This is a genomic window from Saccharopolyspora sp. ASAGF58, assembly GCF_012277335.1.
Taxonomy (GTDB): Bacteria; Actinomycetota; Actinomycetes; order Mycobacteriales; family Pseudonocardiaceae; genus Saccharopolyspora; species Saccharopolyspora hattusasensis.
The window spans coordinates 1,206,019-1,228,859 of sequence record NZ_CP040605.1; the positions used below are offsets into that span (position 1 = coordinate 1,206,019).

Annotated in this window: 26 protein-coding genes; 5 read left to right on the top strand and 21 right to left on the bottom strand. The window is 68.4% G+C overall.

What is annotated here, in order from left to right; translation table 11 throughout:
- Window positions 1-2 precede the first annotated feature (2 nt).
- Both FDZ84_RS05430 and FDZ84_RS05435 read right to left on the bottom strand, forming a co-directional pair.
- Entirely contained in the window at window positions 3-2,234 is a 2,232-nt protein-coding gene (locus FDZ84_RS05430) for a glycosyltransferase family 39 protein (protein WP_168584986.1), read from the bottom strand.
- The gene (locus tag FDZ84_RS05435) at window positions 2,231-3,490 is read right to left on the bottom strand and encodes a bifunctional glycosyltransferase family 2/GtrA family protein (RefSeq protein WP_168584987.1); all 1,260 of its coding nucleotides are present in this window, start codon (window positions 3,488-3,490) and stop codon (window positions 2,231-2,233) included. Before FDZ84_RS05435 ends, FDZ84_RS05430 begins: the two co-directional genes overlap by 4 nt.
- A 238-nt stretch (window positions 3,491-3,728) precedes the next feature.
- Here FDZ84_RS05435 and FDZ84_RS05440 point away from each other — a divergent pair, with 238 nt between their 5' ends.
- Entirely contained in the window at window positions 3,729-5,819 is a 2,091-nt protein-coding gene (locus FDZ84_RS05440; protein WP_168584988.1) for a glycosyltransferase family 39 protein, read from the top strand.
- 45 nt (window positions 5,820-5,864) lie between these two features.
- Here FDZ84_RS05440 and mutM read toward each other — a convergent pair whose 3' ends face one another.
- The 11 genes from mutM to FDZ84_RS05495 all read right to left on the bottom strand — a co-directional run bounded on the left by mutM (window position 5,865) and on the right by FDZ84_RS05495 (window position 12,076).
- The gene (mutM, locus tag FDZ84_RS05445) at window positions 5,865-6,755 is read right to left on the bottom strand and encodes a bifunctional DNA-formamidopyrimidine glycosylase/DNA-(apurinic or apyrimidinic site) lyase (RefSeq protein ID WP_168584989.1); all 891 of its coding nucleotides are present in this window, start codon (window positions 6,753-6,755) and stop codon (window positions 5,865-5,867) included.
- Between the two features lie 65 nt (window positions 6,756-6,820).
- Window positions 6,821-7,570: a ribonuclease III gene (gene rnc, locus FDZ84_RS05450; protein ID WP_168584990.1), complete on the bottom strand. Its 750-nt coding sequence runs from the start codon at window positions 7,568-7,570 to the stop codon at window positions 6,821-6,823.
- A gap of 14 nt (window positions 7,571-7,584) precedes the next feature.
- Window positions 7,585-7,767: a 50S ribosomal protein L32 gene (rpmF, locus tag FDZ84_RS05455; RefSeq protein WP_010305807.1), complete on the bottom strand. Its 183-nt coding sequence runs from the start codon at window positions 7,765-7,767 to the stop codon at window positions 7,585-7,587.
- A 2-nt stretch (window positions 7,768-7,769) separates the two neighbouring features.
- The gene (locus tag FDZ84_RS05460; RefSeq protein WP_210435438.1) at window positions 7,770-8,342 is read right to left on the bottom strand and encodes a DUF177 domain-containing protein; all 573 of its coding nucleotides are present in this window, start codon (window positions 8,340-8,342) and stop codon (window positions 7,770-7,772) included.
- Window positions 8,343-8,721: 379 nt separating this feature from the next.
- Entirely contained in the window at window positions 8,722-8,865 is a 144-nt protein-coding gene (locus tag FDZ84_RS05465) for a DUF397 domain-containing protein (protein ID WP_168584991.1), read from the bottom strand.
- 13 nt (window positions 8,866-8,878) lie between these two features.
- On the bottom strand, window positions 8,879-9,442 hold the full coding sequence (locus tag FDZ84_RS05470; RefSeq protein WP_371812789.1) for a DUF5753 domain-containing protein: 564 nt from the start codon (window positions 9,440-9,442) through the stop codon (window positions 8,879-8,881).
- Window positions 9,385-9,966 carry a DUF3558 domain-containing protein gene (locus tag FDZ84_RS05475; protein ID WP_168584993.1) on the bottom strand — a complete coding sequence of 194 codons (582 nt, stop codon included), beginning with the start codon at window positions 9,964-9,966 and terminating at the stop codon, window positions 9,385-9,387. The genes FDZ84_RS05470 and FDZ84_RS05475 overlap by 58 nt, the downstream gene beginning before the upstream one ends.
- Window positions 9,963-10,292: a hypothetical protein gene (locus FDZ84_RS05480; protein WP_168584994.1), complete on the bottom strand. Its 330-nt coding sequence runs from the start codon at window positions 10,290-10,292 to the stop codon at window positions 9,963-9,965. The genes FDZ84_RS05475 and FDZ84_RS05480 overlap by 4 nt, the downstream gene beginning before the upstream one ends.
- The gene (locus FDZ84_RS05485; protein WP_246868820.1) at window positions 10,285-10,833 is read right to left on the bottom strand and encodes an ESX secretion-associated protein EspG; all 549 of its coding nucleotides are present in this window, start codon (window positions 10,831-10,833) and stop codon (window positions 10,285-10,287) included. Before FDZ84_RS05485 ends, FDZ84_RS05480 begins: the two co-directional genes overlap by 8 nt.
- Before the next feature lie 180 nt (window positions 10,834-11,013).
- A complete protein-coding gene (locus FDZ84_RS05490) occupies window positions 11,014-11,220 on the bottom strand; it encodes a DUF397 domain-containing protein (RefSeq protein ID WP_168584995.1) in 207 nt (68 codons plus the stop codon).
- Window positions 11,221-11,230: 10 nt separating this feature from the next.
- Window positions 11,231-12,076 (bottom strand): helix-turn-helix transcriptional regulator, encoded by an 846-nt coding sequence (locus FDZ84_RS05495; protein ID WP_168584996.1) that lies wholly within the window; start codon window positions 12,074-12,076, stop codon window positions 11,231-11,233.
- A 364-nt stretch (window positions 12,077-12,440) separates the two neighbouring features.
- On the opposite strand from FDZ84_RS05495, the gene FDZ84_RS05500 reads away from it, so the two are divergent.
- From FDZ84_RS05500 to FDZ84_RS05510, 3 genes are read left to right on the top strand one after another with little or no spacing between them, the layout of a single operon-like run.
- Window positions 12,441-12,713: a zinc finger protein gene (locus tag FDZ84_RS05500; protein WP_168584997.1), complete on the top strand. Its 273-nt coding sequence runs from the start codon at window positions 12,441-12,443 to the stop codon at window positions 12,711-12,713.
- A complete protein-coding gene (locus FDZ84_RS05505; RefSeq protein ID WP_246868821.1) occupies window positions 12,710-13,162 on the top strand; it encodes a hypothetical protein in 453 nt (150 codons plus the stop codon). The genes FDZ84_RS05500 and FDZ84_RS05505 overlap by 4 nt, the downstream gene beginning before the upstream one ends.
- The gene (locus FDZ84_RS05510) at window positions 13,159-13,497 is read left to right on the top strand and encodes a hypothetical protein (RefSeq protein WP_168584998.1); all 339 of its coding nucleotides are present in this window, start codon (window positions 13,159-13,161) and stop codon (window positions 13,495-13,497) included. Before FDZ84_RS05505 ends, FDZ84_RS05510 begins: the two co-directional genes overlap by 4 nt.
- 592 nt (window positions 13,498-14,089) lie before the next feature.
- Here the strand turns inward: FDZ84_RS05510 and FDZ84_RS05515 are convergent.
- From FDZ84_RS05515 to rsmD, 8 genes are all read right to left on the bottom strand, one after another.
- On the bottom strand, window positions 14,090-15,361 hold the full coding sequence (locus tag FDZ84_RS05515) for a hypothetical protein (protein WP_168584999.1): 1,272 nt from the start codon (window positions 15,359-15,361) through the stop codon (window positions 14,090-14,092).
- 19 nt (window positions 15,362-15,380) lie between these two features.
- Window positions 15,381-15,959, bottom strand: coding sequence for a DUF3558 domain-containing protein (locus FDZ84_RS05520; RefSeq protein WP_168585000.1), 579 nt, complete (start codon window positions 15,957-15,959; stop codon window positions 15,381-15,383).
- Window positions 15,956-16,285, bottom strand: coding sequence for a hypothetical protein (locus tag FDZ84_RS05525; protein WP_168585001.1), 330 nt, complete (start codon window positions 16,283-16,285; stop codon window positions 15,956-15,958). The genes FDZ84_RS05520 and FDZ84_RS05525 overlap by 4 nt, the downstream gene beginning before the upstream one ends.
- 105 nt (window positions 16,286-16,390) lie before the next feature.
- Window positions 16,391-17,134 (bottom strand): ESX secretion-associated protein EspG, encoded by a 744-nt coding sequence (locus FDZ84_RS05530; protein ID WP_246868822.1) that lies wholly within the window; start codon window positions 17,132-17,134, stop codon window positions 16,391-16,393.
- 527 nt (window positions 17,135-17,661) lie between these two features.
- The gene (locus FDZ84_RS05535) at window positions 17,662-18,417 is read right to left on the bottom strand and encodes a DivIVA domain-containing protein (RefSeq protein WP_168585003.1); all 756 of its coding nucleotides are present in this window, start codon (window positions 18,415-18,417) and stop codon (window positions 17,662-17,664) included.
- 194 nt (window positions 18,418-18,611) lie between these two features.
- Entirely contained in the window at window positions 18,612-19,037 is a 426-nt protein-coding gene (locus FDZ84_RS05540) for a ribonuclease domain-containing protein (protein ID WP_168585004.1), read from the bottom strand.
- Between the two features lie 155 nt (window positions 19,038-19,192).
- Entirely contained in the window at window positions 19,193-19,675 is a 483-nt protein-coding gene (gene coaD, locus FDZ84_RS05545; RefSeq protein ID WP_168585005.1) for a pantetheine-phosphate adenylyltransferase, read from the bottom strand.
- 68 nt (window positions 19,676-19,743) lie between these two features.
- Window positions 19,744-20,304, bottom strand: coding sequence for a 16S rRNA (guanine(966)-N(2))-methyltransferase RsmD (gene rsmD, locus FDZ84_RS05550; RefSeq protein WP_168589831.1), 561 nt, complete (start codon window positions 20,302-20,304; stop codon window positions 19,744-19,746).
- 439 nt (window positions 20,305-20,743) lie between these two features.
- Between rsmD and FDZ84_RS05555 the strand changes: the two genes are divergently transcribed.
- Entirely contained in the window at window positions 20,744-22,822 is a 2,079-nt protein-coding gene (locus FDZ84_RS05555; RefSeq protein ID WP_168585006.1) for a UvrD-helicase domain-containing protein, read from the top strand.
- The last annotated feature ends 19 nt before the right edge of the window (window positions 22,823-22,841 follow it).

A 22,841-nucleotide genomic window follows, 5' to 3' on the forward strand; every position in this document is an offset into this window, starting at 1 on the left:
CCTCACTTGCAGCTGTAGAGCTGCAGCGGGGTGTCCGCCGCACTGCCCCAGGAGGCCGGGTTGACGAGCGTGCAGTTCTGCTTCACCCACTGGTCGCGCTCCTGGCTGACCTGGCCGCCACGCCCCGGCATGCCACCGGGAGGCTGTGCACCCGCGGGCGGCTGGGAACCGTCCCCGCCCGGCTGAGCATCGCCGCCGCCCACGCCGTCCCGCGAGCCCACGCCGTCCCGGTAGCCCATGCCCTCCCGGCCGCCCATACCGTCCCGGGAGCCCATGCCGTCGTTGCGCTGCATGCCGCCCGGGCCGCCCATGCCGCCGAGCTGGACGTAGCCGAGCTGACCGGACCGCTTCCACTCCGCCAGCTGGGCCACCGACGGAGCCTCGTCGCTGCTGCTGAAACCGCCCATGCCGACGACCCTCAGGTCCGAGTTGATGATGTAGGACGACGCGGCCATCGAGCCGCCCTCGACCGCCAGCGGCACGTCGAGGTCACCTGCGTTGGCCCGGACGTAGTCGAGCATCTTCCGTTCCTCCTCGGTCAGCGATTCACCGCCCCTGCCGCCCATGAAAAGGACCGGCCCTTCCTCGGCGCTGCCCCGCTCGACCGAGTTTTGCGGCTGCTGCGCGCCGTCCTGGCCCTGACCGTTCGGCGGCACCGCTCCCGGGAACCGCATGTCGTTGCCCGGTCGGCGCATGCTCACCGCCGGGCCGGCCATCGGGTTCGCGCCGCCCATGCCGCTCTGGCCGCTGACCGCGCCGAGCGCCGACCACGCCGTCGGCACCACCAAAGCGGCGGCCAAGCCCAGCACCAGGCCGGTTCTGGCCAGCGCCGCCTTGCCGCGCCGACCGATCAGCAGCACGACCAGCGCGAGGACGCCCAACCCCACGGCCGCATACCCGGCCCACGCATGCCAGCTCGGATCACGCGCGACGACGGCCATCGCCCACGCCACCGTGATCACGACACCGACCGGAAGCAGCAGCCACGCCTTGCCCCGCGGTTCCCGGTACCAGCGCCAGAACCGGACCACCCCGGCCCCCGCCACGGCGCCGGCCGCGGGCGCGAGCAGCGTCGTGTAGTACGGGTGCATGGTGCCCTGCGCGAAGCTGAGCATCAGGCCGATGACCACCAGCCAACCGCCCCAGAGCACCCAGCCCGCGGCCTGCCCGCGGTCCAGCGGTCGGCCGCCGCGCCAATGCCGGACCCCGACGACCAGCATCGCGACCAGCACCAACGCGCACAGCGGCAACAGCCAACTGATCTGTCCGGCGAGCTCCTCGTTGAACAACCGCAGGACGCCCGACGAGCCGGAGAAACCGCCGCCCCCACGGCCCGGACCACCGGACGGCAGCTGGAAGCCGCCACCGCCGCCCAAATTTCGACCGGCGTTGCCGCCACGGCCGAAGATCCGGGCGAAACCGTTGTAGCCGAACACCAGATTCCAGGCGGAACCGTCCGTGCTGCCGCCGATGTACGGCTTCGGCGAAGGCCACAGCGCGGTCGCCGCGACCCACCAGAACGAGCTGACCAGCACCACCACGGCTGCCACGCCCAGATCCAGCAACCGCCGCCCCCACCCGGCGCGACTGCCGACCAGGTAGGCCGCGATGAAGGCGGGCAGGACCATCCAGGCCTGCAGCATCTTGGTCAGGAAGCCGCAGCCGACCAGGAACGCCGCCAACGCGACCCAACCGGTGGCCTTGCGCGAATCGAAGGACCGCGTCATCGCATAAGCCGCCGCGACGACCAGCAGCACGAGCAGCGTGTCCGGGTTGTTGTCCCGGTTGATCATCACCGTGATCGGTGTCAGCGCCATGACCAGCGCCGCGAGCAACGCGGCGTGCTCGCCCGCCCAGCGCCGAACCGTGCGGTGCAGCAGGAAGACCGCCGCGACACCGGCCAGCACCTGCGGGAACAGCACTGCGAACTGGTTGAACCCGAACACCTTCACCGACAGAACCTGCGCCCACAGGGCCATCGGCGGCTTGTCGACGGTGACCACGCCGGCCGGGTCGAAGGAGCCGAAGAAGAAGTTCTCGAAGCTCTGCGACATCGACTTCACGGCCGCCGAGTAGTACGAGTTTCCCCAGGACCCGCCGATTCCCCAGCAGTACAGCACCCCGGCCAGCACGCAGATCGCCGCGAGCGAAAGCCATTGCCACGGCGCCGTCCCGCGACGCGGCTCCGCCTCCTCGACCCGGTGGTGCCGGGTCGTCGTATCAACCGACGTCATCCCTCTTCCTCTTCCTTGGACGGTGCCTCGGGCCGGAACACCCAGGACCTGAGCAGCACGAACCGCAGCCCCGTCCCGACCACCGAAGACACCACGAGCACGAGAACTTCCAGCCACCGCGACGGATCCGGCTGCCAGGCGTGCAATCCGAGCAGCGCACCGGAGGTGACCACGTAGTAGAGAGCGAACACGACCAGCCCCTGCAGGTGCACCCGCCCGGAGGAACTGGACTGGTTCAGGAAAGTGAACCGGCGGTTGGCTTCGGTGTTCCACAACGTGGTGACGGTCAACGCCACCAGGTTCGCCAGCAGCAGCGGCAACCACGAGCGCAGGACGGCGTACAGCACCGAGGTGATCACTGTGGACACCAGCCCGATCACGCCGAACGAAACCAGCTGCCACAGCAGGCCGTTCTCCCGCTTCGCCAACACGGCCTGGGGGTGTACGGCTCGCGGCGCGGGCCGCTGCGGCAGCCCCGGGACCTTCGCCGCTCCGGTGATCTTGGCGCGCGCCACCCGGATCAGACCTGCGATGTCGTCGGTGGCGGTCTTGACCACGTTGACCCGGGTGTCGACGTCTTCGACCCAGTCCACCGGGACCTCGTGCACCCGCAGGCCGTTGTGCTCGGCCAGCAGCAGCAGTTCGGTGTCGAAGAACCACGAATCGTCCTGCACGTGCTTCAGCAGCGGCTTCACCACATCCGTGCGCGCTGCCTTGAAACCGCACTGCGCGTCGGTGAACCGGGCACCGTGAGTCCAGCGGATCAACTTGTTGTAGCAGCGGGAGATCAGCTCCCGCTTGCGGCCGCGCACCGTTCGGGCGCCGGTCGCCAGCCGGGAACCGATGGCCAGATCCGAATGCCCGTTGACCAGCGGGGCGACCAGCGGGAGCAGCGCGTCCAGACCGGTCGACAGGTCGACGTCCATGTACACCACGACATCCGCGTCGCTGTAACCCCACGCGGTGCGCAGCGCCAGCCCACGACCTTTTCGGTCCAGGTGCAGCACCCGAACGTTGTCCATCGCGCCGGCCAGCTCGTGGGCGACTCCCGGCGTGCCGTCCGTGCTCGCGTTGTCGACCACCGTGATGGTCCACGAGAAGGGGAAGCCTTCGGCGAGGTGCTTGCCGAGCACCTCCAGGCATCCGGGCAGTGAACGTTCCTCGTTGTGAACCGGGATCACCACGTCGACCGTCGCGGTTCGGCTTGCCGCGCGGCGTGCTTGCGCGGCGACACCGAGCTGCGGCACGGCACTCATCTCCCACCACCTCACTTCCGGCCTGTTGCGGTGTCCATCAAGCCGGGGCGAGGTGCGAGGGCCGTGGGCGCCAGCTGGGAATTACCTGGGAGTCGTCCGCTTCCGCGCGTTTTCGCAGTTCAGCCGAGCAGAGCTCGGAGCGGATCACGATGTTCTCGGGGATTTCCCACGGTTTTCCCAGGCGCGCGGGCCAAAGTCGGGCCCGTTCGGCGAACCGGCCGTGTGAGAGGAAATCGCGATGACAACCGAACGCCGGCTCCTGCCGCGCCTGTTCCTCGGGCCACGAGATGACCCGGGGTGGGCGCGGCCGGCCCTTTGGGCGGTGCTCGCCTTGTCGGCGTTCCTCGGCACCTGGTCGTTGTCGATCAACGAGTGGGCCAACACCTACTACTCGGCGGCGGTGCTCGGCATGAGCCAGAGCTGGCACGCGTTCTTCTTCGGTGCACTGGACGCGGGTTCGTTCATCACCGTCGACAAGCCGCCGCTGGCGCTGTGGATCCAGGCACTTTCCGCCCGCGCGTTCGGCTTCAACACCTGGAGCCTGCTGCTGCCGCAGGCGCTGGCCGGCGTGCTGACGGTCTGGATCGTGCACCACGTGGTGCGCCGGAGTTGCGGCCATGTCGCCGCGACGGTCGCAGCGGTCGCGCTGGCCCTGACCCCGATCGCGGTGGTGATGTCCCGGCACAACAACCCGGACGCGCTGCTCGCGCTGCTGCTCGCCGTCGCGCTTTGGGCCGCGTCGAACGCAATCCGGTCCGGCAAACTGCTACCGCTGGTATGGAGCGCCGTGGCCGTCGGTTCGGCTTTCAACACCAAGATGCTGCAGGCCGGATTCGTGGTGCCGGTGATCGCCGCGGTGTACCTACTGGCGGCACCGCCGCGTTGGCCGCGCAAGCTGCTCAACCTCGGCGCAGCAGCGGGCGTGCTCGCGGTGGTGAGCTTGTCATGGCTGACCATTGTGGACCTGGCCGCGCCGGGCTCCCGGCCGTACGTGGGAGGCAGCACGGACAACACGGTCTGGAACCTGCTGGTCGGCTACAACGGCTTCGGCCGAATCGAGGGCCAGGACCGGATCATGTCGCCGGGCATGGGAGGCGGTGGCGGGATGCACGTCTCCGGCGCAATGCCCGGTCTCGCCGCGACTCCAGGCGGCGGGATGCCGGAAGGTCCTGGGCTCATGATCGGCGGCCCGGGCGGCGAAAACTGGTCGCGACTGGTCAGCAGCGACGTCGCGCCGCAGATCGGCTGGCTTTACCCGCTGGCGCTGTTCGGCGCCGTGGCGGTGATCGTCGACCTGTGGCGTCGCCCGCGACGCGACGTCCAACGCGCGGATTTCCTGCTGTGGGCCGGAACTCTCGCCGTCACGGCCGTGGTGTTCACCTTCGCCTCCGGGATCTGGCACGCCTACTACACCGTTGCGCTCGCGGCACCGCTGGCGGCCGTGGTCGGCATGGGTGTGGCGAGCATGATGCGGTTGGCCCGGGATTCCGGGTGGTGGGGACTGCTGCTGCCTACGGCCATCGTCACCACCGGGTTCTGGAGCGCCCATCTGCTGGGCCAGAACAGCGATTTCGTGCCGTGGCTGGCCCCGCTCGTCGTCGTGGAGACCGTGCTCGCGACCATCGCGATGACGATCCCGCTGCTGCTCCCCCCGGTTCGCCGGCACCGACACCGCCGGTCGATCGCCGTGGCCGCGCTGTTCGGCCTGGTCACCGTGCTGGCCGGCCCCACCGCGTACGCGCTGACGCCGCTGTCGACACCAGTTGCCGCGACGTTCCCGTCGGCCGGTCCCAGCGGCGGGCCCGGCGGGCCGCGAGACCGGTTCGGCGGCCATCCCGGCAACGGCGGTTTTGCCGGTATGCCAACGAGGATGCGAGGCGACGGGCAGCCCCGCTTCGCCGGTCAGGCGGAGATGCGGGAAGGCCCCGGCCGCGCCGAGAAGGTCAGCGCCGAGCTCACCCGCTACCTCGTCGAGCACCACCGGGACGAGACCTGGCTGGTAGCGGTGGTGGGTTCGATGGTCGCGGCACCGATCATCCTGGACACCGGCCAGCCGGTGATGGCCGTCGGCGGCTACAACGGCAACGACCCGACGCCGACGGTGGGCGAGCTGGAGGAATACGTCCGCAGCGGCGCGCTCCGCTACGTGTGGACCAGCGGGAGTTCCGGCGTCCAAGCCATGGGCGGCGAGGTGGACACCAAGGTCGTCGACGACTCGATGGCCTGGGTGGCGAGCCACTGTACCGTCGTCGCGCCGGCGGAGTACGGCGGCGACGCCGACGCCAAAACCCACCTCTACGACTGCCAGTCCCCAACCCGCGCCAGTTGAGCTCCGCGAGCTGGCGGCGGGGTGGAACAGCGCGGTTCCACGTGCTCAGAGGTGGGCGTTGCGGGGCTTCGGCTGGCACACCGGGCAGGTGTAGGAAGAGCGGTTCATGAACGCGTCGCGCCGCACCGAGGCTCCGCACCGCGGACACGGGCACCCCGCCTGCCCGTACACCGCCAACGAGCGGTCGAAGTAACCGGACTCGCCGTTCACGTTGACGTACAAGGCGTCGAACGAGGTACCGCCGACCTGCAACGCCTCCTGCATGACGTCGGTGACGGCACCGAACAGCTCGCGGATCTTGGGACGCGTCAAGGTGGCCGTGGGCCGCGCCCAGTGCAGCTTGGCCCGCCAGAGCGCCTCGTCCGCGTAGATGTTGCCGACCCCGGAAACCAGGCTCTGGTCGAGCAAGGCCCGCTTGATCCCGGTGCGCCGCGACCGCAACCGGGCGGCCACCGCGTCCACGTCGAAGACCTGCTCCAGCGGGTCGGGCCCGATGTGCGCCACCGGCTTCGGCAACGCGATCCCGTCCACCTCAACCAGATCGGCCAGGTGCAGGCCGCCGAAGGTGCGCTGGTCGACGAACCGCAGCTCCGGCCCGCCGTCGGCGAACCGCAACCGCACCCGCAGGTGCTGCTCGTCCTGGGCGTCGCCGGGCTGCACGAGCAGCTGGCCGCTCATCCCCAGGTGCACCACCAGCGCTTCACCGCCGGAATCGGGCGAACCCGCCTCGTCACCGAGCTCCAGCCACAGGTACTTGCCGCGCCGCCGCGCCGCGCTCAGGCGACGCCCGGCGAGCCGACCTGCGAAATCATCCGGACCGGGCACGTGCCGACGCACCGCGCGCGGATGCCGGACCTCGACGCTGGACAACGTCCGGCCGACCGCATGCTCGGCGACACCCCGCCGGACGACCTCGACCTCAGGCAACTCAGGCACGAAAACATCTTCGACCACCCACGCCGAACCCCGGCGCGCGGCCCCCGCCTTCCCGGCAGGCGGCGCTACGCGGAGGGTGTCCCGGCGTCTTCGGTGGTCTGCTGCTCGGAGAGCTGCCGCCAGGCCGCCTCGGCGGCCTTCTGCTCGGCTTCCTTCTTGGTGCGGCCGTCGCCGCGACCGTAGGTCTGACCGCCGACCGCCACGTAGGCGCTGAACTCTTTGCGGTGGTCCGGCCCCTGCTCCTCGACCCGGTACTCGGGCACGCCGAGCCCGGTCGACGCGGTCAGCTCCTGCAGGCTCGTCTTCCAATCCAGCCCGGCACCGCGCTGCGGCGCCTCGGCCAGCAGCGGCTGGAACAGCCGGTGGACCACATCGCGGGCGACGCCGATGCCCTTCGCCAGGTAAACCGCGCCGAGCACGGCTTCCAGACCGTCCGCGAGGATGCTCGCCTTGTCCCGGCCCCCCGTGAGCTCCTCGCCCCTGCCCAGCAGCAGGTACTCGCCCAGACCTCCCTCACCGAGCCCGCGGGCGACGCCGGCCAGCGCATGCATGTTGACCACGCTGGCGCGGAGCTTCGCGAGCTGCCCCTCGGGCAGGTCCGGGTGCTCGGTGTACAGGTGATCGGTGATCACCAGGCCGAGCACCGCGTCCCCGAGGAACTCCAGCCGCTCGTTCGGCGGCAGACCGCCGTTCTCGTAGGCGTACGAGCGGTGGGTGAGGGCAAGGGTGAGCAGCTCGGCGTCGAGCTCGACGCCGAGCGCCGCCAACAGCGGAGCCCGATCGACCTTGCGGGTCCGCGACTGCTTTCCCCCCACTACGCGGCCGCCGATCAGGCGGGCTGGACGACCTGGCGGCCGTCGTACTGGCCGCAGGCCGGGCAGACCACGTGCGGCAGCTTCTGCTCACGGCAGGCGCGGTTGGAGCACTGCACCAGCGTCGGCGCCGAGGTCTTCCACTGCGACCGGCGGTGACGGGTGTTGGCCCGGGACATCTTGCGCTTCGGGACGGCCACGACTACTTCTCCTCCTCGGTCCCGCCGAGCCGCTCTTGCAGTGCGGCCCAGCGAGGATCAATGGTCTCATGCGTGTGATCGGGGGCGAGATCGGCCCACTTCACGCCGCACCCGGAGCACAGCCCCGGGCAGTCCGGCGAGCACAACGGCGCCGAGGGCAGCGACAGCAACATCGCGTCCCGCACCACCGGTTCGAGGTCGATCAGGTCGTCCACGACCCGCTCCACCTCGTCGTCATCGGTGCTGACGTCCGTGGCGCTGTCCGGGTAGGCGAACAGCTCCCGCACCTCGACCTCGACCTCGTCGGAGATCGGGTCCAGGCAACGGACGCACTCGCCGGCCAAGGTGGCCGCGGCGATGCCCGACACCAGCACGCCCTCCACCACCGACTCGGCCAGCAGGTCGAGCTCTATCGGCTCGCCCTCGGGCACCTTGATCATCTCCAGCCCGAACCCGGCCAGTGCCGGGGCACTGCGCGTGTAGGCGCGGCTGCTGCCGGCCCGGTGGCCGATCTCCCGGGTGTCGATCACCCAAGGGCCGACGTGCGCGGTGCGCGCTGCATGTTTCTGAGACATCACAAGTTTCGGTGGTCAATTCAACAGGGCAGGTGGTGCGGCATCGGTGGATGAACAGCTGCGCATCATCCCAGCCAGCTTTCCCAGGGTACGCGACAGCCCTCCGCCCGCGACACCAGCCCCTCCGCGGCGAATCCGCTGCGGAGGACGGGAAAAGATCAGTTGGCGCCGGCGCTGTAGCCGGCGTTCCACTCCTCGTAGCCGAACGGCCCAGTAGGGCCTATCTGGGACGGAACGAGCCACGTGGGACAGATGTGGGACACGCCGGTCTATGAACGCGCTGCGGCCCCCGTTCCGCCATCCGTGGAACGGGGGCCGCAGCTGCAGCTAAGCGTTCGAGCTTGCCAGCCTTGATCGCCGTCAGGAAGTCGGCGAACCGCTAGGGCGTCACCGCGAGGGTGCCATAGGACCGGTCCTTGGTGTCACGCACACCAAGGACCGCAGGCGCCACGCCACTCTCGACGCAGGCGTTTCCGCCACCGCTGTAGCTAGACTTGCGCCAAGAGACGCGAGAGAGATTCATAAGTTCTCGCCCTTCACTTGTGTACGAGTTTCGAGATCAGGCGGGCGCTGTCCCGTTCACTCAGCGCCCGCTCTCGAAGTTCGCCGAAGAGCGTATCCAGCGCAGCCACGATTTCCAGATCGTCCACAAGGTGGCCGCCGACGGCGTACTCCTGGTATGCGGCGGGCGGCCACGTCTCAGGTGGAAAGTCGAGCAGCGCGAAACTGCCGGACAGCGACGCATGCAGGCCGTCGTCGAACGGCAAAATGTGGATCTCGATGTTGGGTCGTTCGCCCATTTCCAGCAGATGAGTCAGCTGCCTTGCCGAGACATCCTTGGTCTTCACACAGCGATGCAGCGCCGCCTCGGAGATCACAGCGATCTGCTCCAGCGGCTCGTCCGCGAAGAGCCGCTTCTGCCGGGCCATGCGCAGCTCGACCTTGCGTTCAACCTCGGCAGCTTCGGTCATGTGCCGCGCGAGCACGGTCACGGCTCTCGCGTATTCCTCGGTCTGCAGCAGCCCTGGGATCAGCTCGCATCTCACGCCTGAGGAAGGTTCTCCAGCACCATGCCCGCGATCTTGTCCGACATCGCACACGGATCCGCATACTCCGGGTTGCGGCTACCCTCGCTGCCGGTCTGGAAATAAACCAGGAACAAGTCCTTGTCCGAAGTTCCGACATAGGTACCGCACGAACCCCTGCTCACGCCGTAGCGCACACCTGGGTAGCCATTGACGTTGGCGTTCGGTTTGCCGTTGTCGCCAGCCGTCTTCGCCATCCAGCGCAGTCCTTGGCCTTGAACGGTGTCGGGCGAAATGTCGATCCGCAGCTCCTGGTTCCGCCACGTACAAGACGTCTGGCCCCACTCAGACTGTCCAGGCGCAGGTGTTCCAGCCTTGAGTTGCTGGACCTGGGCCGACGTCAGCAGCTGGCACGGGTCAGCTACTGCCTTGAGATTCTTGGGCTTGTCGATGTGCAACGGGTCGCTAGCCGCTGCAGTTGTCTCACCTCCCGTACTCGGTTCTGGTTCGCCGCCGGTGGCGGGGGAGCAGCCGACCAAGCCAAGGAGCAGCACACTCGCTGTCACTGCGAGGGTGGTGCGCGTGGTGTGCACGGTCATGCCATCCGGTTCTCTTCGTCGATGCGCTTGTGCTCGTCGATCGTCTTCTGGATCGCGGCTTTGAAGTCGTCGATCCACTGGATCATGCCTTGCGCAGTGTCATAGAGGCAGCCCTCACCGCCTTGAGCGCGTTCGCCGAGCTTCTTGAAGACCTCGACGGTCACATCGTCGGCGAACGGCGGCATGATGTTCCCAAGTTCTGCTGCCGTCTTCCGTGCTTCCTCGTACTTGGCGCGCACACCGTCGAGTTCGGCCAGGAGCTCGGGCGCACGGTCGAGGTCGACGTAGAACGTCTGGTGGCCGTTGACGCTTACCGGCTCACTCATTACTTGCCCTCACCTTTACCGATCTTGCCACCCCATTGGCGTGATCCTGGCACAGACCACCGAGCCCGTAGGCAAAGTCGAGTAGAACTACCCAAACGTCGCAGCTCACCTTCCACGCAGCCAACGGGCGTCGAGGATCTGCAAGCGGAGCTCGTCGCGATAGGAGCGCAACGCGCTGGCCAGCGTCTTGTTGCTGGCTGAGGTGAGCAAGGTCTGCTCGCCGCGGCGGCTGCGGGATCTGCGCTACCCGCCCCGTGGGGTTGTGGTGGACCGTGATCGCCCACGGCGCGAGACGAGCGGTGCCGCCGTGTTTGCGGACTCCGACCTTGAACTGCCCGGTCGCCCGGTCGCCGAGCTTCGACAACGCGCTGGCCATCTTGGCATCCTCGGTCGGGATGCCCGCTTGGCCGAGTTCGTAGGCGATCCAGTCGCCCTGGTCGGCTTGGTGGTCTTCCGCTTCCATCCCAGCCGCTTGCAGCACCGCGGTCGGCAGCAGCACCCGCCACACTGACGCTGGGCTGACGTCGGGCAGACAGGCCACCAATACTTGCTCGGCCGCTCCGAAACCTCCGGGTCGGGCCGGGTTCCACTCCTCGTAGCCGGGCGAGCGAGGCCCCTACCTGCGGCGGAACGAGACTCGTGGGACAGATGTGGGACACACCCAATAAAACCGTGGGCCCCCGATCCAGCTGGATCGGGGGCCCACATGCTAGGCCATCCTTCAGAGATCGAAGCGACCGGCCTTGAGGCGGGGAAGAAAGGCTCCCCACGCGGAGCGGTCGAACACCAGCGTGCCGCCGTCGCGGTCCTTGGTGTCTCGAACCCCAACCACCTCGGTCGCAAGCCCCACCTCGACGCAGTTGTTAGCACCGCCGCTGCTGCGGCTGCTCTTGCGCCAGGGCACCTGGGCCAGGTTCGGGTTTTTCATCGTTCACCACTCATGACAGTCGAGCTATCGCTGCGTCAAGCGCGGCAAGTGTCTCACGTTCACTCAATGCGGCTACCCCAAGCCGCGAGAACACCAGCTCGTAGACGTCAGTATGCGCCCGCTTGTCCCAGAAATCGGAGCTCGTCAGATCCTCGAGGTAGACGTACGTCGCGCCGACGTCGACAAGGTCCAAGAGCGTGAATCCCGTTCCCAACGCTGCGTGCTCGCCAGCGGCGAAGGAGAGGACCTGAAGAGTCACGTCCGGGAGTCCCGCGACATCCTTGAGATGCTGAAGTTGCTCCTTGAGCACGTCCGGGCCACCGACCTGCCTATACAACGCCGCTTCACCGAGGATGACGTGGACTTCGGGCGCATTCTCACGAGTCAGGAGCTCATGCCGCTTGATCCGGTTGTTCACGGTTCGATCGATCTCCGCAGGCGCTACGACTACGGATGTGGCGATCACAGCTTTGGCGTATCGCTCGGTCTGCAGCAGCCCACTGACAAGCTCGGCGTCATAAACGCGAAGCCTGTCCGCATCGGATTCCATCCCGATGTAGCCACGAGCCCAGTCCGGGACCTTGCCGTACGACCCGCGCTTGCGCGCCTCCTGGCCAAGCTTGCGCACCCGCTCCGCCGTCTCCTCCGATGCGTCGAACAGGTCAAGAAGGTTGTTCACCTCCTCCGCCGTGACTGTCGCCTGTCCCTGTTCGATGCGGCTGACCTTCGTGGCATGCCATCCGAACCGGTCGGCAAGGTCCTCGCGCGACAGTCCGACCTCGTCACGCAGCGCACGCAGCTCCCGACCGAGCTGAACGCGCAACACCTTCGGGCCCCGGGACTGCTTACCGGCCATCCACGACACCATCCTCTCCACACGCCTCGGGAGTTCTCGATCAGTCTGCACGAGTGATGCGGCCTTCAATGTGAGTGACCCTTTCGACGGAACAAGAAGTCGCAGTGCGCCTTATATAGTGACCTGCACATCCAGTGATGCTATACACAGCACAAGAGGTTTTGGTGCAAGTTGCGCCCTGTGGGGACGACGGGACGGAGGTGCCCCAGATGGCGGTCGTGATCGCTGCCGGGACGCAGAGGCCATACGGCTCCGCCGTGAAGCGACGAGTTGCCACCACTCACTCGGCGCGCGGCGGTATCGCGGGACCGGTGGAGATCGCTGCGTTGACCACCGGTCCCGCACCCTCGAAAGCGGTGCCTTGATGTACCGGCCGCATCCCTTCTCGTGGGCTCCTGCCGCCGGTCAGCGGCACGCCACGACCGATCAGCGGCCCGCAGGGGGTTGGCCGGACGGTGCGGAGATCACCGCCTTGTGTGATCGGCACGTCCGACCGGAATCCGGCGAACTGGCCTGGCTCTGGCCGACTTGCCCGGAGTGCAACAAGGCGGCACACGTACTCGCGGGCATCCCAATGCCGTTTCCGAGAAACCAGGGCAGGGGCGCCGACGAGCTCCGGGGGAGGCGGGGGAAGTGAGCCACACCGAGGTCGATGAGCTGCTGGGCAAGCTACGCCGCCGAGGCGGTGTTCTCTACGTGTTCGGCCCGAAGACCGGTCCCCAACTGGTCGCCCACGCATTCCGGTGGCCGACCTGCGCCGACGTAGTGATCCTCCGCGGAGCGGACGACGCCACCGCCTACCGCACCCCGACGTTGGCTGACACCGACGTGTTCCGGCCCAAGGTCGTCTCCTGGCACTACCACTCGTCGGCCGTGTGGACCTTGCGCGCGGTGCTCACGCTCCCACCGCCCGGCGACGCTGACGCCCCGATCGCGGTGCTGCACGCCCATCCGCTGTGCGGCCTGCCTGCCGACATCGGCCGACCGATCACCATCCGCCCGACGTCGCTTGCCGGGCCACCCGCGCACGTCGCGCGGCCTGTTCTCCACCACCAGCCACACCATCAAGGAAGGGCTTGCGGATGATCATCGTGGGTATCGCAGTGGGGGTCGTTGCAGTCGTGCTCCTGTACTGGTGGGGCTGCCGCTACTTCCTGGCTCGGCCACAGCACGGCGGGAGCGGCGAGGGCGCGCTCACGGTCGAGTACCTGGTCAAGCGGATCGACGCCGAGACTAGCGGCGGCCGGCTCCACCTCCGCGAACCGATCACAATCCGCGGGGACCTGGCCGACGCCTTGGCCGTCGAAGAAACCCGCCTCCTGCCGCTGGCCTCCACCGGCCTGCCGATCAGCGACCAAGTAGCGCTTGCCCGTCATCCGGGCGCGCTGCGGCGAGTCCTCGTCGGACTGCAGAACCTGTAGACCCGGCTCGGTGTCGTGACTTCCCCGACCGGCACCAAGTCGCCCGGCGAGGGCGATGCGCCGCCCCTCGGTGCACCGCCCTCGCCGGTTCAGCTCCCGGCGCGCGACAGCCACCCGGCCGACTTGCATCGTGGCTGGCGGCGATCGACGCACGGCACACCGCCGCAACCGATCCCCCGTGCGCCAGGAGTTTCTGGATGGCCGGGTCGGTGTTTCCCCCGACGCACCGACCCGGCCGCCGCCACCAAAACCCCGAGAGGAAAGACACGACGTCATGTCAGATGATCAGTCCGTTGAGGACGTTCCGACTGGGTATTGGGCCGCGTTCGGCTACCACAACCACGTCCTGCCCACCAAACCTCTACCGCGCAAGGACGGCAAGCTCACCGCCGTATGCGGCGCGCTCACCCCACCCACCGAAGTGTCCGAAAGGGACGATCGGCCGGTGTGCTCGTGGTGCTCCGAACAGGTCCGCACCAGGCGGATTCAGATTGTTCCCAGACCGGGCACAGCGTGAAAGAAGGGAGCTGGCCGCGTGCTTCCCGAACGGAAAACGGAAAGCACGCGGCCAGCAGTGGGGGAAGGTGACCCGTTACGGGTTGTCCTTCTCCGGAGGACGCGGAGGTTTGCCCTCCTGCTCCTTGGCTGCCCAGTCACCGAACACCGGCGGGGCCACCTGCGGCAAGCCCAGTTCCTTCCACGCTTCGTTGGTCGGTTCCAGGTACTTGTTGGTGTGCTCCTTGTCCTCGTCCTCACGCTTACCGCGCACTGCGGAGCCTCCACCAGCAGCGACACCGCTAGCTCCGCCGCGGGCACCCGCCCCGCTGAAACTGCCCGACGTCAAGCCACCGACGCCGGAGGAGCCCGGAACGCGGCCACCTCCGCCACCGACACCGTGACCCCGGCCAACACCACCCGCACCGCGACCGGTTCCTGTCCCGCCTCCACCGACTCGGCCGCCTGTCCCAACACCGGGCCCCCCGGTGCTGCCGGGCGGAATCACCGCACCTCCGACGAAGCCACCCCCGACACCAGGACCTGGCGTCGGAGCAGTGCCACCAGGCACCGGCGTACCGGCCACGGGCGGCGTCGCCCACGCCGACCCCGACTCGGCAGGCGCTTGCGGCGCGGGACTGGCCTGCGGATGCCCACCCGGCGTCGTCGGACCAGCGCCGTCAAAGGACCCCGGTGACATCCGCGACACGCCCGTTCCACTACCCGTGCGCGTGCTGGTAAAGCCGGTGCTGGGGTCGACCTTGTTCACCGACGCAGTGCCCGCAGGCGCGACGTCGGCGGTGAACTGCGGCGGCGGGTCGAACCGCTGGACCGTGTTGGCCCGGTCGTTGCTGGCCTGCGTGTAGGACTCGTACTGCTCGCGCGCCTGAGTCTCAACCTGGTCGTGGTGCTCCTCGTGCGCGGCACGCACACCGCTCTTGACCCCGTAGGAGACGGGGTTGACGTAGTCGGTCCAGCCGATGTTGTCCGGCGGCACCTGATAGGGCGCGGGGAAGGCGTTCTTGAAATCCGCCGAGCCCTGGGCCTGCTGCTCGACCGCCACCCCAACCTGCGCGGCCACCTCGATCGACTGCCGAGTCGCCTGCGACAACGGCGTCACCGCGTCCGTGGCCTGCTCGGCGGCGGCGCCCTGCAGGACCACGTCGAACTTCTTCAACACCCGATCCAGGTCCCCATCGGCGTCGCCGAACGCGGTGCTCACTCGGTCCCGCCAGTTCGCCGCCGCCCGCGATGCCGCGCTCACCCCGGGCCCGGACTCGACCTCGCCGTAGATCTTGGGGTGGTCGAACTCCGCCTGCGCCCGCCCCGGTACCTCCCGGGTGCCGAACAACCAACCGAACAGCTCCATGATCCCCTCAGTACCCGTCTCAGGCTGGAGGAATGTTCTCCAGCACCATGCCCGCGATCTTGTCTGACATCGCACACGGGTCCGTGTACTCCGGATTCCCGCGCCCCTCGGAGCCCGTCGTGAAGTGCACCATCAGGGCTTGGGTGTCGGAAACCCCCACTGTCGTGCTGCAGCGAATGCCGCTGATGCCGCCGTGTACGGCCGGGTAACCGTTCACTCTTACATTCGGGTTGCCCTGGTCATCGCCGTCGATCTTGGCAGCCCAACGCAGTCCTTGCCCCTGGGCTGTGTCTGGAGCAACCTTGGTCGAGAACTGCTGGTTACGCCACTTGCAGGCTCCCTGTCCCCACTCGGAGCTATCCGGCTCCGGGGATCCAGCCCCGAGCTGTTGCGCTTGTGCGGATGTCAGCAGTTGACACGGCTCGGATACCGCTGCGAGGTTCTTGGGCTGCTCGATGTGGAACGGGTCGTTCGCGGCCGAGTTGGTCTCCGAACTGGGTGCTGGTTCCGGTGTTCCGGGTGCGGTGCAGGCCGCCAGCCCGAGAACGAGCAGACTCGTAGCCGCTGCGAAGGTAGTGCGTGTGGTGTGCACGGTCATGGCATCCGGGTCTCTTCGTCAATGCGCTTGTGCTCGTCGATCGCCTTCTGCACGGCGGCCTTGAAGCCGTCGATCCAGTCGATCATGCCCTGAGCGGTGTCGTACAGGCTGCCCTCGCCGCCCTGCGCTCGTTTTCCGAGCTTCTTGAACACCTCGACTGTGACGTCATCGCCGAACGGCGGCATGATGCTGCGCAGCTCCTGTGCCATATCCTGGGCTTCCACGTACTTCTCGCGTACACCTTCGAGTTCTGCCAGGAGCTCGGGCGCACGGTCGAGGTCGACGTAGAACGTCTGGTGGCCGTTGACGCTTACCGGCTTACTCATTACTTGGCTTCCCCTTTGCCGAGCTTGCGGCCCCGGGGCGTGATCCTGGCACAAGCCACCGAGCCCGTGGGCAAAGTCGAGTAGAATTACCCAAATCGCCGCAGCTCACCTTCTCCGCGGCCGACGGGCATCCAGGACCTGCAAGCGAAGCTCGTCGCGATAGGCGCGCAGCGCTGCGGCCAGCGTCTTGTTGCTGGCCGGGGTAAGCAGGATCTGCTCACCACGCGGCGGCTGCGGAATCTGCGCTACCCGTCCCGATGGATTGTGGTGGACCGTGATCGCCCACGGCGCCAGCCGTCGTGTGCCATCGGGTTCGCGGACTCCGACGTTGAACTGCCCGGTCACCCGATCACCGAGCGTCGACAACGCGCCGACCATCTTGGCGTCCTCGGTCGGGATGCCCGCTTGGCCGAGTTCGTAGGCGATCCAGTCGCCCTGGTCGGCTTGGTGGTCTTCCGCTTCCATCCCAGCCGCTTGCAGCACCGCGGTCGGCAGCTGCCCTGACGCTGGGCTGACGTCGGGCAGACAGGCCACCAACACCTGCTCGGCAGCATTCGGGCCGACTTCGTCGATCCACACTCGGTCGCCGCGCAGGATCAGGCGAAACGCCAGATGGCTGACCGCAACCATCGCCCGGGTCTCGGGCTTTTCGGGTTCGGTGAGGTAGAGGTAGGCGAAGGACTGGCCGTAGACCAGCGCAGAGACGATCTCGTACCACTGATCGTTCAACCGTCCAGATCGCTCGATCCAGCCCTTGGCCCGCGCGCTGTCTGCGGCGGCCTCCAGCGCGGCACGCGGGTCGTCGGGCTGGTCGAGTCCGCTGCTGCGGGCGATCACGAACGTCGGCACGTCGAACCTACGCTGTGCCTCTGTCGCCGAGTCCAAGCCAGCCTGGTGACGAGCTTTCTCGTGGCGCACAATGGCGCCGAACTCCCAGAAACTGCACTCCACCCAAACCCCTGCACGTTCCACATTGGACTTTTCGGGCCGATTGGCCGCACGGCAGCATATCGACACCCGGCGCGGAGCATGTCGGAAGCTGGACCAGCGATGGCGCTCTCACTCGAATGGTCGAGTAAACGCATTCCGGCTGCTACGGTCACCAGAACACGAGAAGGCGGCAGATTTGTGTGGCAGTTCATACGGAGGGTGCGACAAGTCGCCGCACTGGTGGCCCGTCCGGTGGTTCGCTGGTTCGGTAGCCAGTGACAGGATTTGGTGTCAGCCGCGAAGATCTCGCTGCGGTAGGGAATGACGCAGCAGAACACCGGCGTGCGGTCAAGGCCCAGCGGTTCGCGGAGTTCGTTCGCAACAACCACCCGAGAGGAGGATGAACAAAAGGCGGGGGCTGAGCTGCGGAAACAGCCCAGAATCCGCTAGCGGCCCCCATCGCCCCCATTTTGCGGAACCCCCGGTCGGGCCGGGTTCCACTCCTCGTAGTCGAACGGGGCACCCATCGGGCTGCGCAGCTGCTGGCGCCCCTTGCCGACGGTGCGCAGCGTGCGGCCGAGCAGGTCTTCGAAGTCGGCCAGGCGGGAGTCGACGTAGGCGTCGCACTCGCTGCGCAGCCGCTCGGCGTCCTCGTTGGCCTCGTCGACGATCCGCTTGGCCTCGGTGTTCGCCGCCTGCACGACCTCGGTGTCGGCGACCAGCCGGGCCTGCTCCGACTTGCCCTCATGCACCGACTGCTCGTAGGCGGCCCGACCGGCCTGCACCATGCGGTCGGCCTCGGACTGGGCGCGGCCGACGTAGTCCTCGTACTCGCGGCGGCCGGCGGTCACCGCCTGCTCGGCCTGCGCCCGCGCCTCGGCCACCATCTCGTCGGCCTGCTCGCGGGCGTCGGCGAGCAGCTGCTCCGCCTCGGCTCGCGCCGCGGCGATCGTGCGGTCGGCCTCGTTGCGGGCGTCGGTGACCGACTTGTCGGCCTGCGCCTCGGCGGTGGACACCACCTCGTCGCGGTGGTCGAGCACGTCCTGGGCGTCGTCGAGTTCCTGCGGGATCGCGTCCCGCACGTCGTCGAGCAGCTCCAGCACGTCGCCGCGGGGCACCACGCACCCCGACGTCATGGGCACGCCACGCGCTTCCTCGACGATCGTGACCAGCTCGTCGAGCGCCTCGAACACCCGGTACACCTTGATCTCCCTGCCGTCGTAGCCGCCGCAGCGGCAAGCATGTCAGAACACCCGCAACCGCCGATCATGGGTTGTTCTGCTAGCAGTCTGCCCGCGCTTGGCGGCGCGGCGGGGGAAATCCGGTATCCGCGTGTCAAGCCCCGAACGCACTCGTGCGCGCCCCGGGCACCCCGGGACGCGCACGGCGCACGGAACTACGCGTTGATGTTGGTCAGCCGGAAGCTGTCGTAGTGGTCGTCGGTGTAGAAGTACTCGCCGCCGTTGCCGACCACGAAGCGGCGCGCGCCGCGGTCGTCGCTGCCGGGCGTCTTGACGGTGTACTCGTGGTAATACCCGCTGTCGCACTTCGGCAGGATGCCTTCCCGGTTCGAGAAGACCTGGCCGTCCTGCGGATACGGGTAGGGGCCGCCCTGCTTGATCAGGTTGACCGTGTCGGTCGCCTCCTTGGGCAGGGCGGAGAGGTCGGCCTTCTGGAAGCCGGAGGTGTCCCCGCACGGCGCCTGCGCGACGGGCGCGGTCGGCGCGGCGGACAGGGCGCTCGCCTGGTACCCGACCAGGCCCACGACCGCGATCAGACCGGCCAACAGGATCTGCACTGTCTTCGATGTGATCCGCTTCATGGTCGGCCACGCTACGTCGATGGCGTGTTCACGCACTGAAGCTGACGTGAACCCGAAATGTCATAGGGCACGGTCGAAGGACACGCGTTAATCCGAACGGCGTAGCACGGCGGGAGGCCCGGATGCCGCGCGGGTCGGGGCGTTGGCGCGGCGGTTCAGCCGCGCTCGGCCAGCCGTTCGCGGAGCCGCTGCTCGATATTCGGCGGCAGCAGGTTCGACACGTCACCGCCGTAGGTGGCGACCTCCTTGACCAGCGAGCTGGCCAGGAAGCTGTACAGCGGGTTGGTGGACATGAACATCGTCTCGACCCCGGACAGCTGCTGGTTCATCTGCGCCATCTGCAGCTCGTAGTCGAAGTCGCTGACCGCGCGCAGGCCCTTGACGATCGCGCCGATTTCGTGCGCCTTGCAGTAGTCCACGAGCAGGCCGTGCCAGGAGTCGATGCGCACGTTGGGCCACTGGGCGGTGACCTCGCGCAGCATCTCCAGCCGCTCCTCGACGGTGAAGAGGCTCTTCTTGTTCTTGTTGATGAGCACCGCGACGACGACCTCGTCGAACAGCTTCGACGCTCGCTCGATGATGTCCAGATGACCGTTCGTCACCGGGTCGTAGGAGCCTGGACACACGGCACGCCTCATGACCTCGCACGTTAGCAGCCGTTCGCGGATGCACCCACGATCACGTGGCGCGGGTCACCGGCGCGGGATCACTGTTCCTCGTGCACGGCCCAGTGCACGGCGGTGTCCCCGTAGCGCTTGGTGCGCGTCGCGTGGAGGGACGGCGGCCAGTCCGGTTCGCCGCTGCGCACCGCGCGCTCGACGATCACGAGGCTGCCCGGCGCGGTCCAGCCGTTCTGGACCAGCCCGACCAGCACGCGCTGCAGCTGCTCGGGCGCGAGGTCGTAGGGCGGGTCGGCCAGCACCACGTCGAAGGGCTGCGCGGTCGGGGTGCCGATCAGTGTCTCGGCCTTCGCCTGCTCCACCCGGACCTCGCGGAACCCGAGCGTTGCGGCGTTGCGGCGCAGCAGCTGGGCGGCGCGCCGGTCCGACTCGACGAAGGTGGCGTGGCCCGCGCCACGCGACAGGGCTTCGAGGCCAAGCGCCCCGGAGCCGCCGTAGAGGTCGAGCACCCGCGCGCCGGTCAGCTCGATGACCGATTCCAGCGCGCTGAACAGGGCTTCCCGCACCCGCTCCGAGGTGGGTCTGGTGCCGCGCGGGGGCACCTCGATGCGCCGCCCGCCCACGCTTCCGGCCACGATCCGCGTCACCCGACCATCGTCGCGCACGCCCTCCCGACCACCGCCCGCGGTCCTCGAAGTCACGCAGGGCACACCACCCGGCAAATGAAGCGCAACGTCAGGCAAGCGGCATCACGCAAGCAACGTCAGGCAAGCGGCATCAGCCGGTTTCTCTTTTCACCACGCACGCAACTCGCACCGCCGCGGGTTCTCAGACGTCTTCTCGCGAGGACAGCCCCAGCGTGGCGTATTGGTCATACATGAGTCGGGGATCCCGGAGCCGAGAAGGCGTCTGAGGTTCCGCTACCCGCACCGCCACGCAAGGCGAGCCGTGCAACTAACAACGCGTTTCGCTGGAGTTTACGCCTGGGTATGTGGGTTCTTAGCTCCTGGGAGCAGCAAACCGGCACCGCGGCGGGTCGTAAGCTGACTGGTCTGCCCACTGCGCCAGACGGGGAGAATGACACAGGTGTCCGAAGCGTCCATCAAGCAGGCCGAGATCGCGGTCGAGCAGCAGCACGTCGATCGGGTTTACGCCCGGCTCGACGAATTGCGTGCCGAAGCCGAGGCGATGCGCGACAAGAGCTACGAGTACGGGCAGGAGGCCACGCCCGAGGCGCTCAACGAGCGCGACGTGATGCTCTACCACGCGAACCGGACGCTGCAGGCGTTGAACGCGGAGTCCGAGGGGCTCGTATTCGGCCGCCTGGACTTCGCCAGCGGTGACGCCGCGCACATCGGCCGGTTGGGCATCCGCGACCCGCAGTTCGACAACCTGCTGGTGGACTGGCGGGCCCCGCTGGCGGCGGCGTTCTACCAGGCCACCCCCGAGCAGCCGCTGGACGTGGTGCGCCGCCGGGTGATCCGCTCCTCCCGCGAGCAGGTCGTCGACCTCTCCGACGACCTGCTGGACCCGGACCGGGCGCCGGCGGACATGCGGGTGATCGGCGACGGCGCGCTGATGGCGGCGCTGACCCGGTCGCGCGGCGACTCGATGCGCAACATCGTCGCCACGATCCAGAAGGAGCAGGACGACGCGATCCGGGCGCCCGAGGGTGGGGTCACCGAGATCACCGGCGGGCCGGGCACCGGCAAGACCGCGGTGGCGCTGCACCGCGCCGCCTACCTGCTCTATCGCGACCAGCGCCGGCTCGGCGGGCCCGGCGTGCTGGTGGTAGGGCCGTCGCCGGTGTTCATGTCCTACATCTCCCGCGTGCTGCCATCGATGGGCGAGCACAACGTCGAACTGCGGGCGCTCGGCGAGGTGCTGGACGGGATCGGCACGGCCAAGATCGACGATCCGCGCACGGCGGAGGTCAAGGGCTCGTCGCGGATGGTGAAGGTGCTCCGGCGGGCGCTGCGGTTGCCGCCGCCGGACGCGCCGGAGCAGCTGAAGATGTTCTACCGGGGCACGGTGCTGAAGCTGCAGGCCGACGACCTGACGCGGATCCGCCGCTCGCTGCACGGCAAGGGCGGGCAGCCCAACCGGACCCGGATGCGGGCGGCCGACGCGCTGCTGGAAGCCCTGTGGCAGAAGGCGAAGCAGGCCGCCGACGAGGACTTCCAGCCGGACCGCGAGCGGTTGATCACCGAGATCGGCGACCGCATCGAGTTCCACCGGTTCCTGGTCGCCTGGTGGCCGCCGCTGTACCCGATGCAGGTGTTGCGCTGGCTGTCCGACCCGGCGCGGCTGTCCCAGGCCGCCCGCCGGTTGCTGTCGGCCGAGGAGGTCGACCTGCTGGCCAAGTCGTGGACCGAGGTGACCGAGTGGACGGTCGCCGACATCGCGCTGATCGACGAGCTGCGGGTGCTTGCCGGGCCGCCGCCGAAGCGGCGCCGCACCGCCCCGGATGCGGAGCAGTCGCGCCGCGCGGTCAACTACGACGAGTACGCGCACGTGGTGATCGACGAGGCGCAGGACCTCTCGCCGATGCAGTGGCGCATGGTGGGTCGCCGCGGGCGGCACGCGAGCTGGACGATCGTGGGCGACCCGGTCCAGTCGTCGTGGCCCGATCCGGCGGAGGCCGCGGCGGCGCGGGCGGAGGCCCTGAGCGAGCAGCGCACGCACCGCCGGTTCACGCTGCGCACCAACTACCGGAACTCGGCGGAGATCTTCGCCGTCGCCGCCGATGCGGTCCGCGACCTGGTACCGGCCGACGACCTGCCGGTCGCGGTGCGTACCACCGGAATCGACCCGGCGGTGCGCGAGGTGTCCGCGGACGAGCTGCCGCGGGAGACGCGAACCGCCGCGGCGGAGCTGGTCGCGGCGGCCGAGGGCACGGTTGGCGTGATCACCACGATGGCCCGCCGCGACGAAGTCCGCGAATGGCTATCCACTGTGGATGACGTGGTGACCGCGGACGGCTCGGACGCCGACTCCGATCGGCTCCGCGTGGTCGGCAGCCTGGAGGCCAAGGGCATGGAGTACGACGCGGTGGTGGTCGTCGACCCGGACGGCCTAGCTGCGGAATCCAGCACCGGCCGCCGGGCCCTCTACGTCGCCCTCAGCCGAGCCACCCAGCTCCTCACGGTCCTCAAAACCCCGTAATCCCAGCCAACCGGGGACC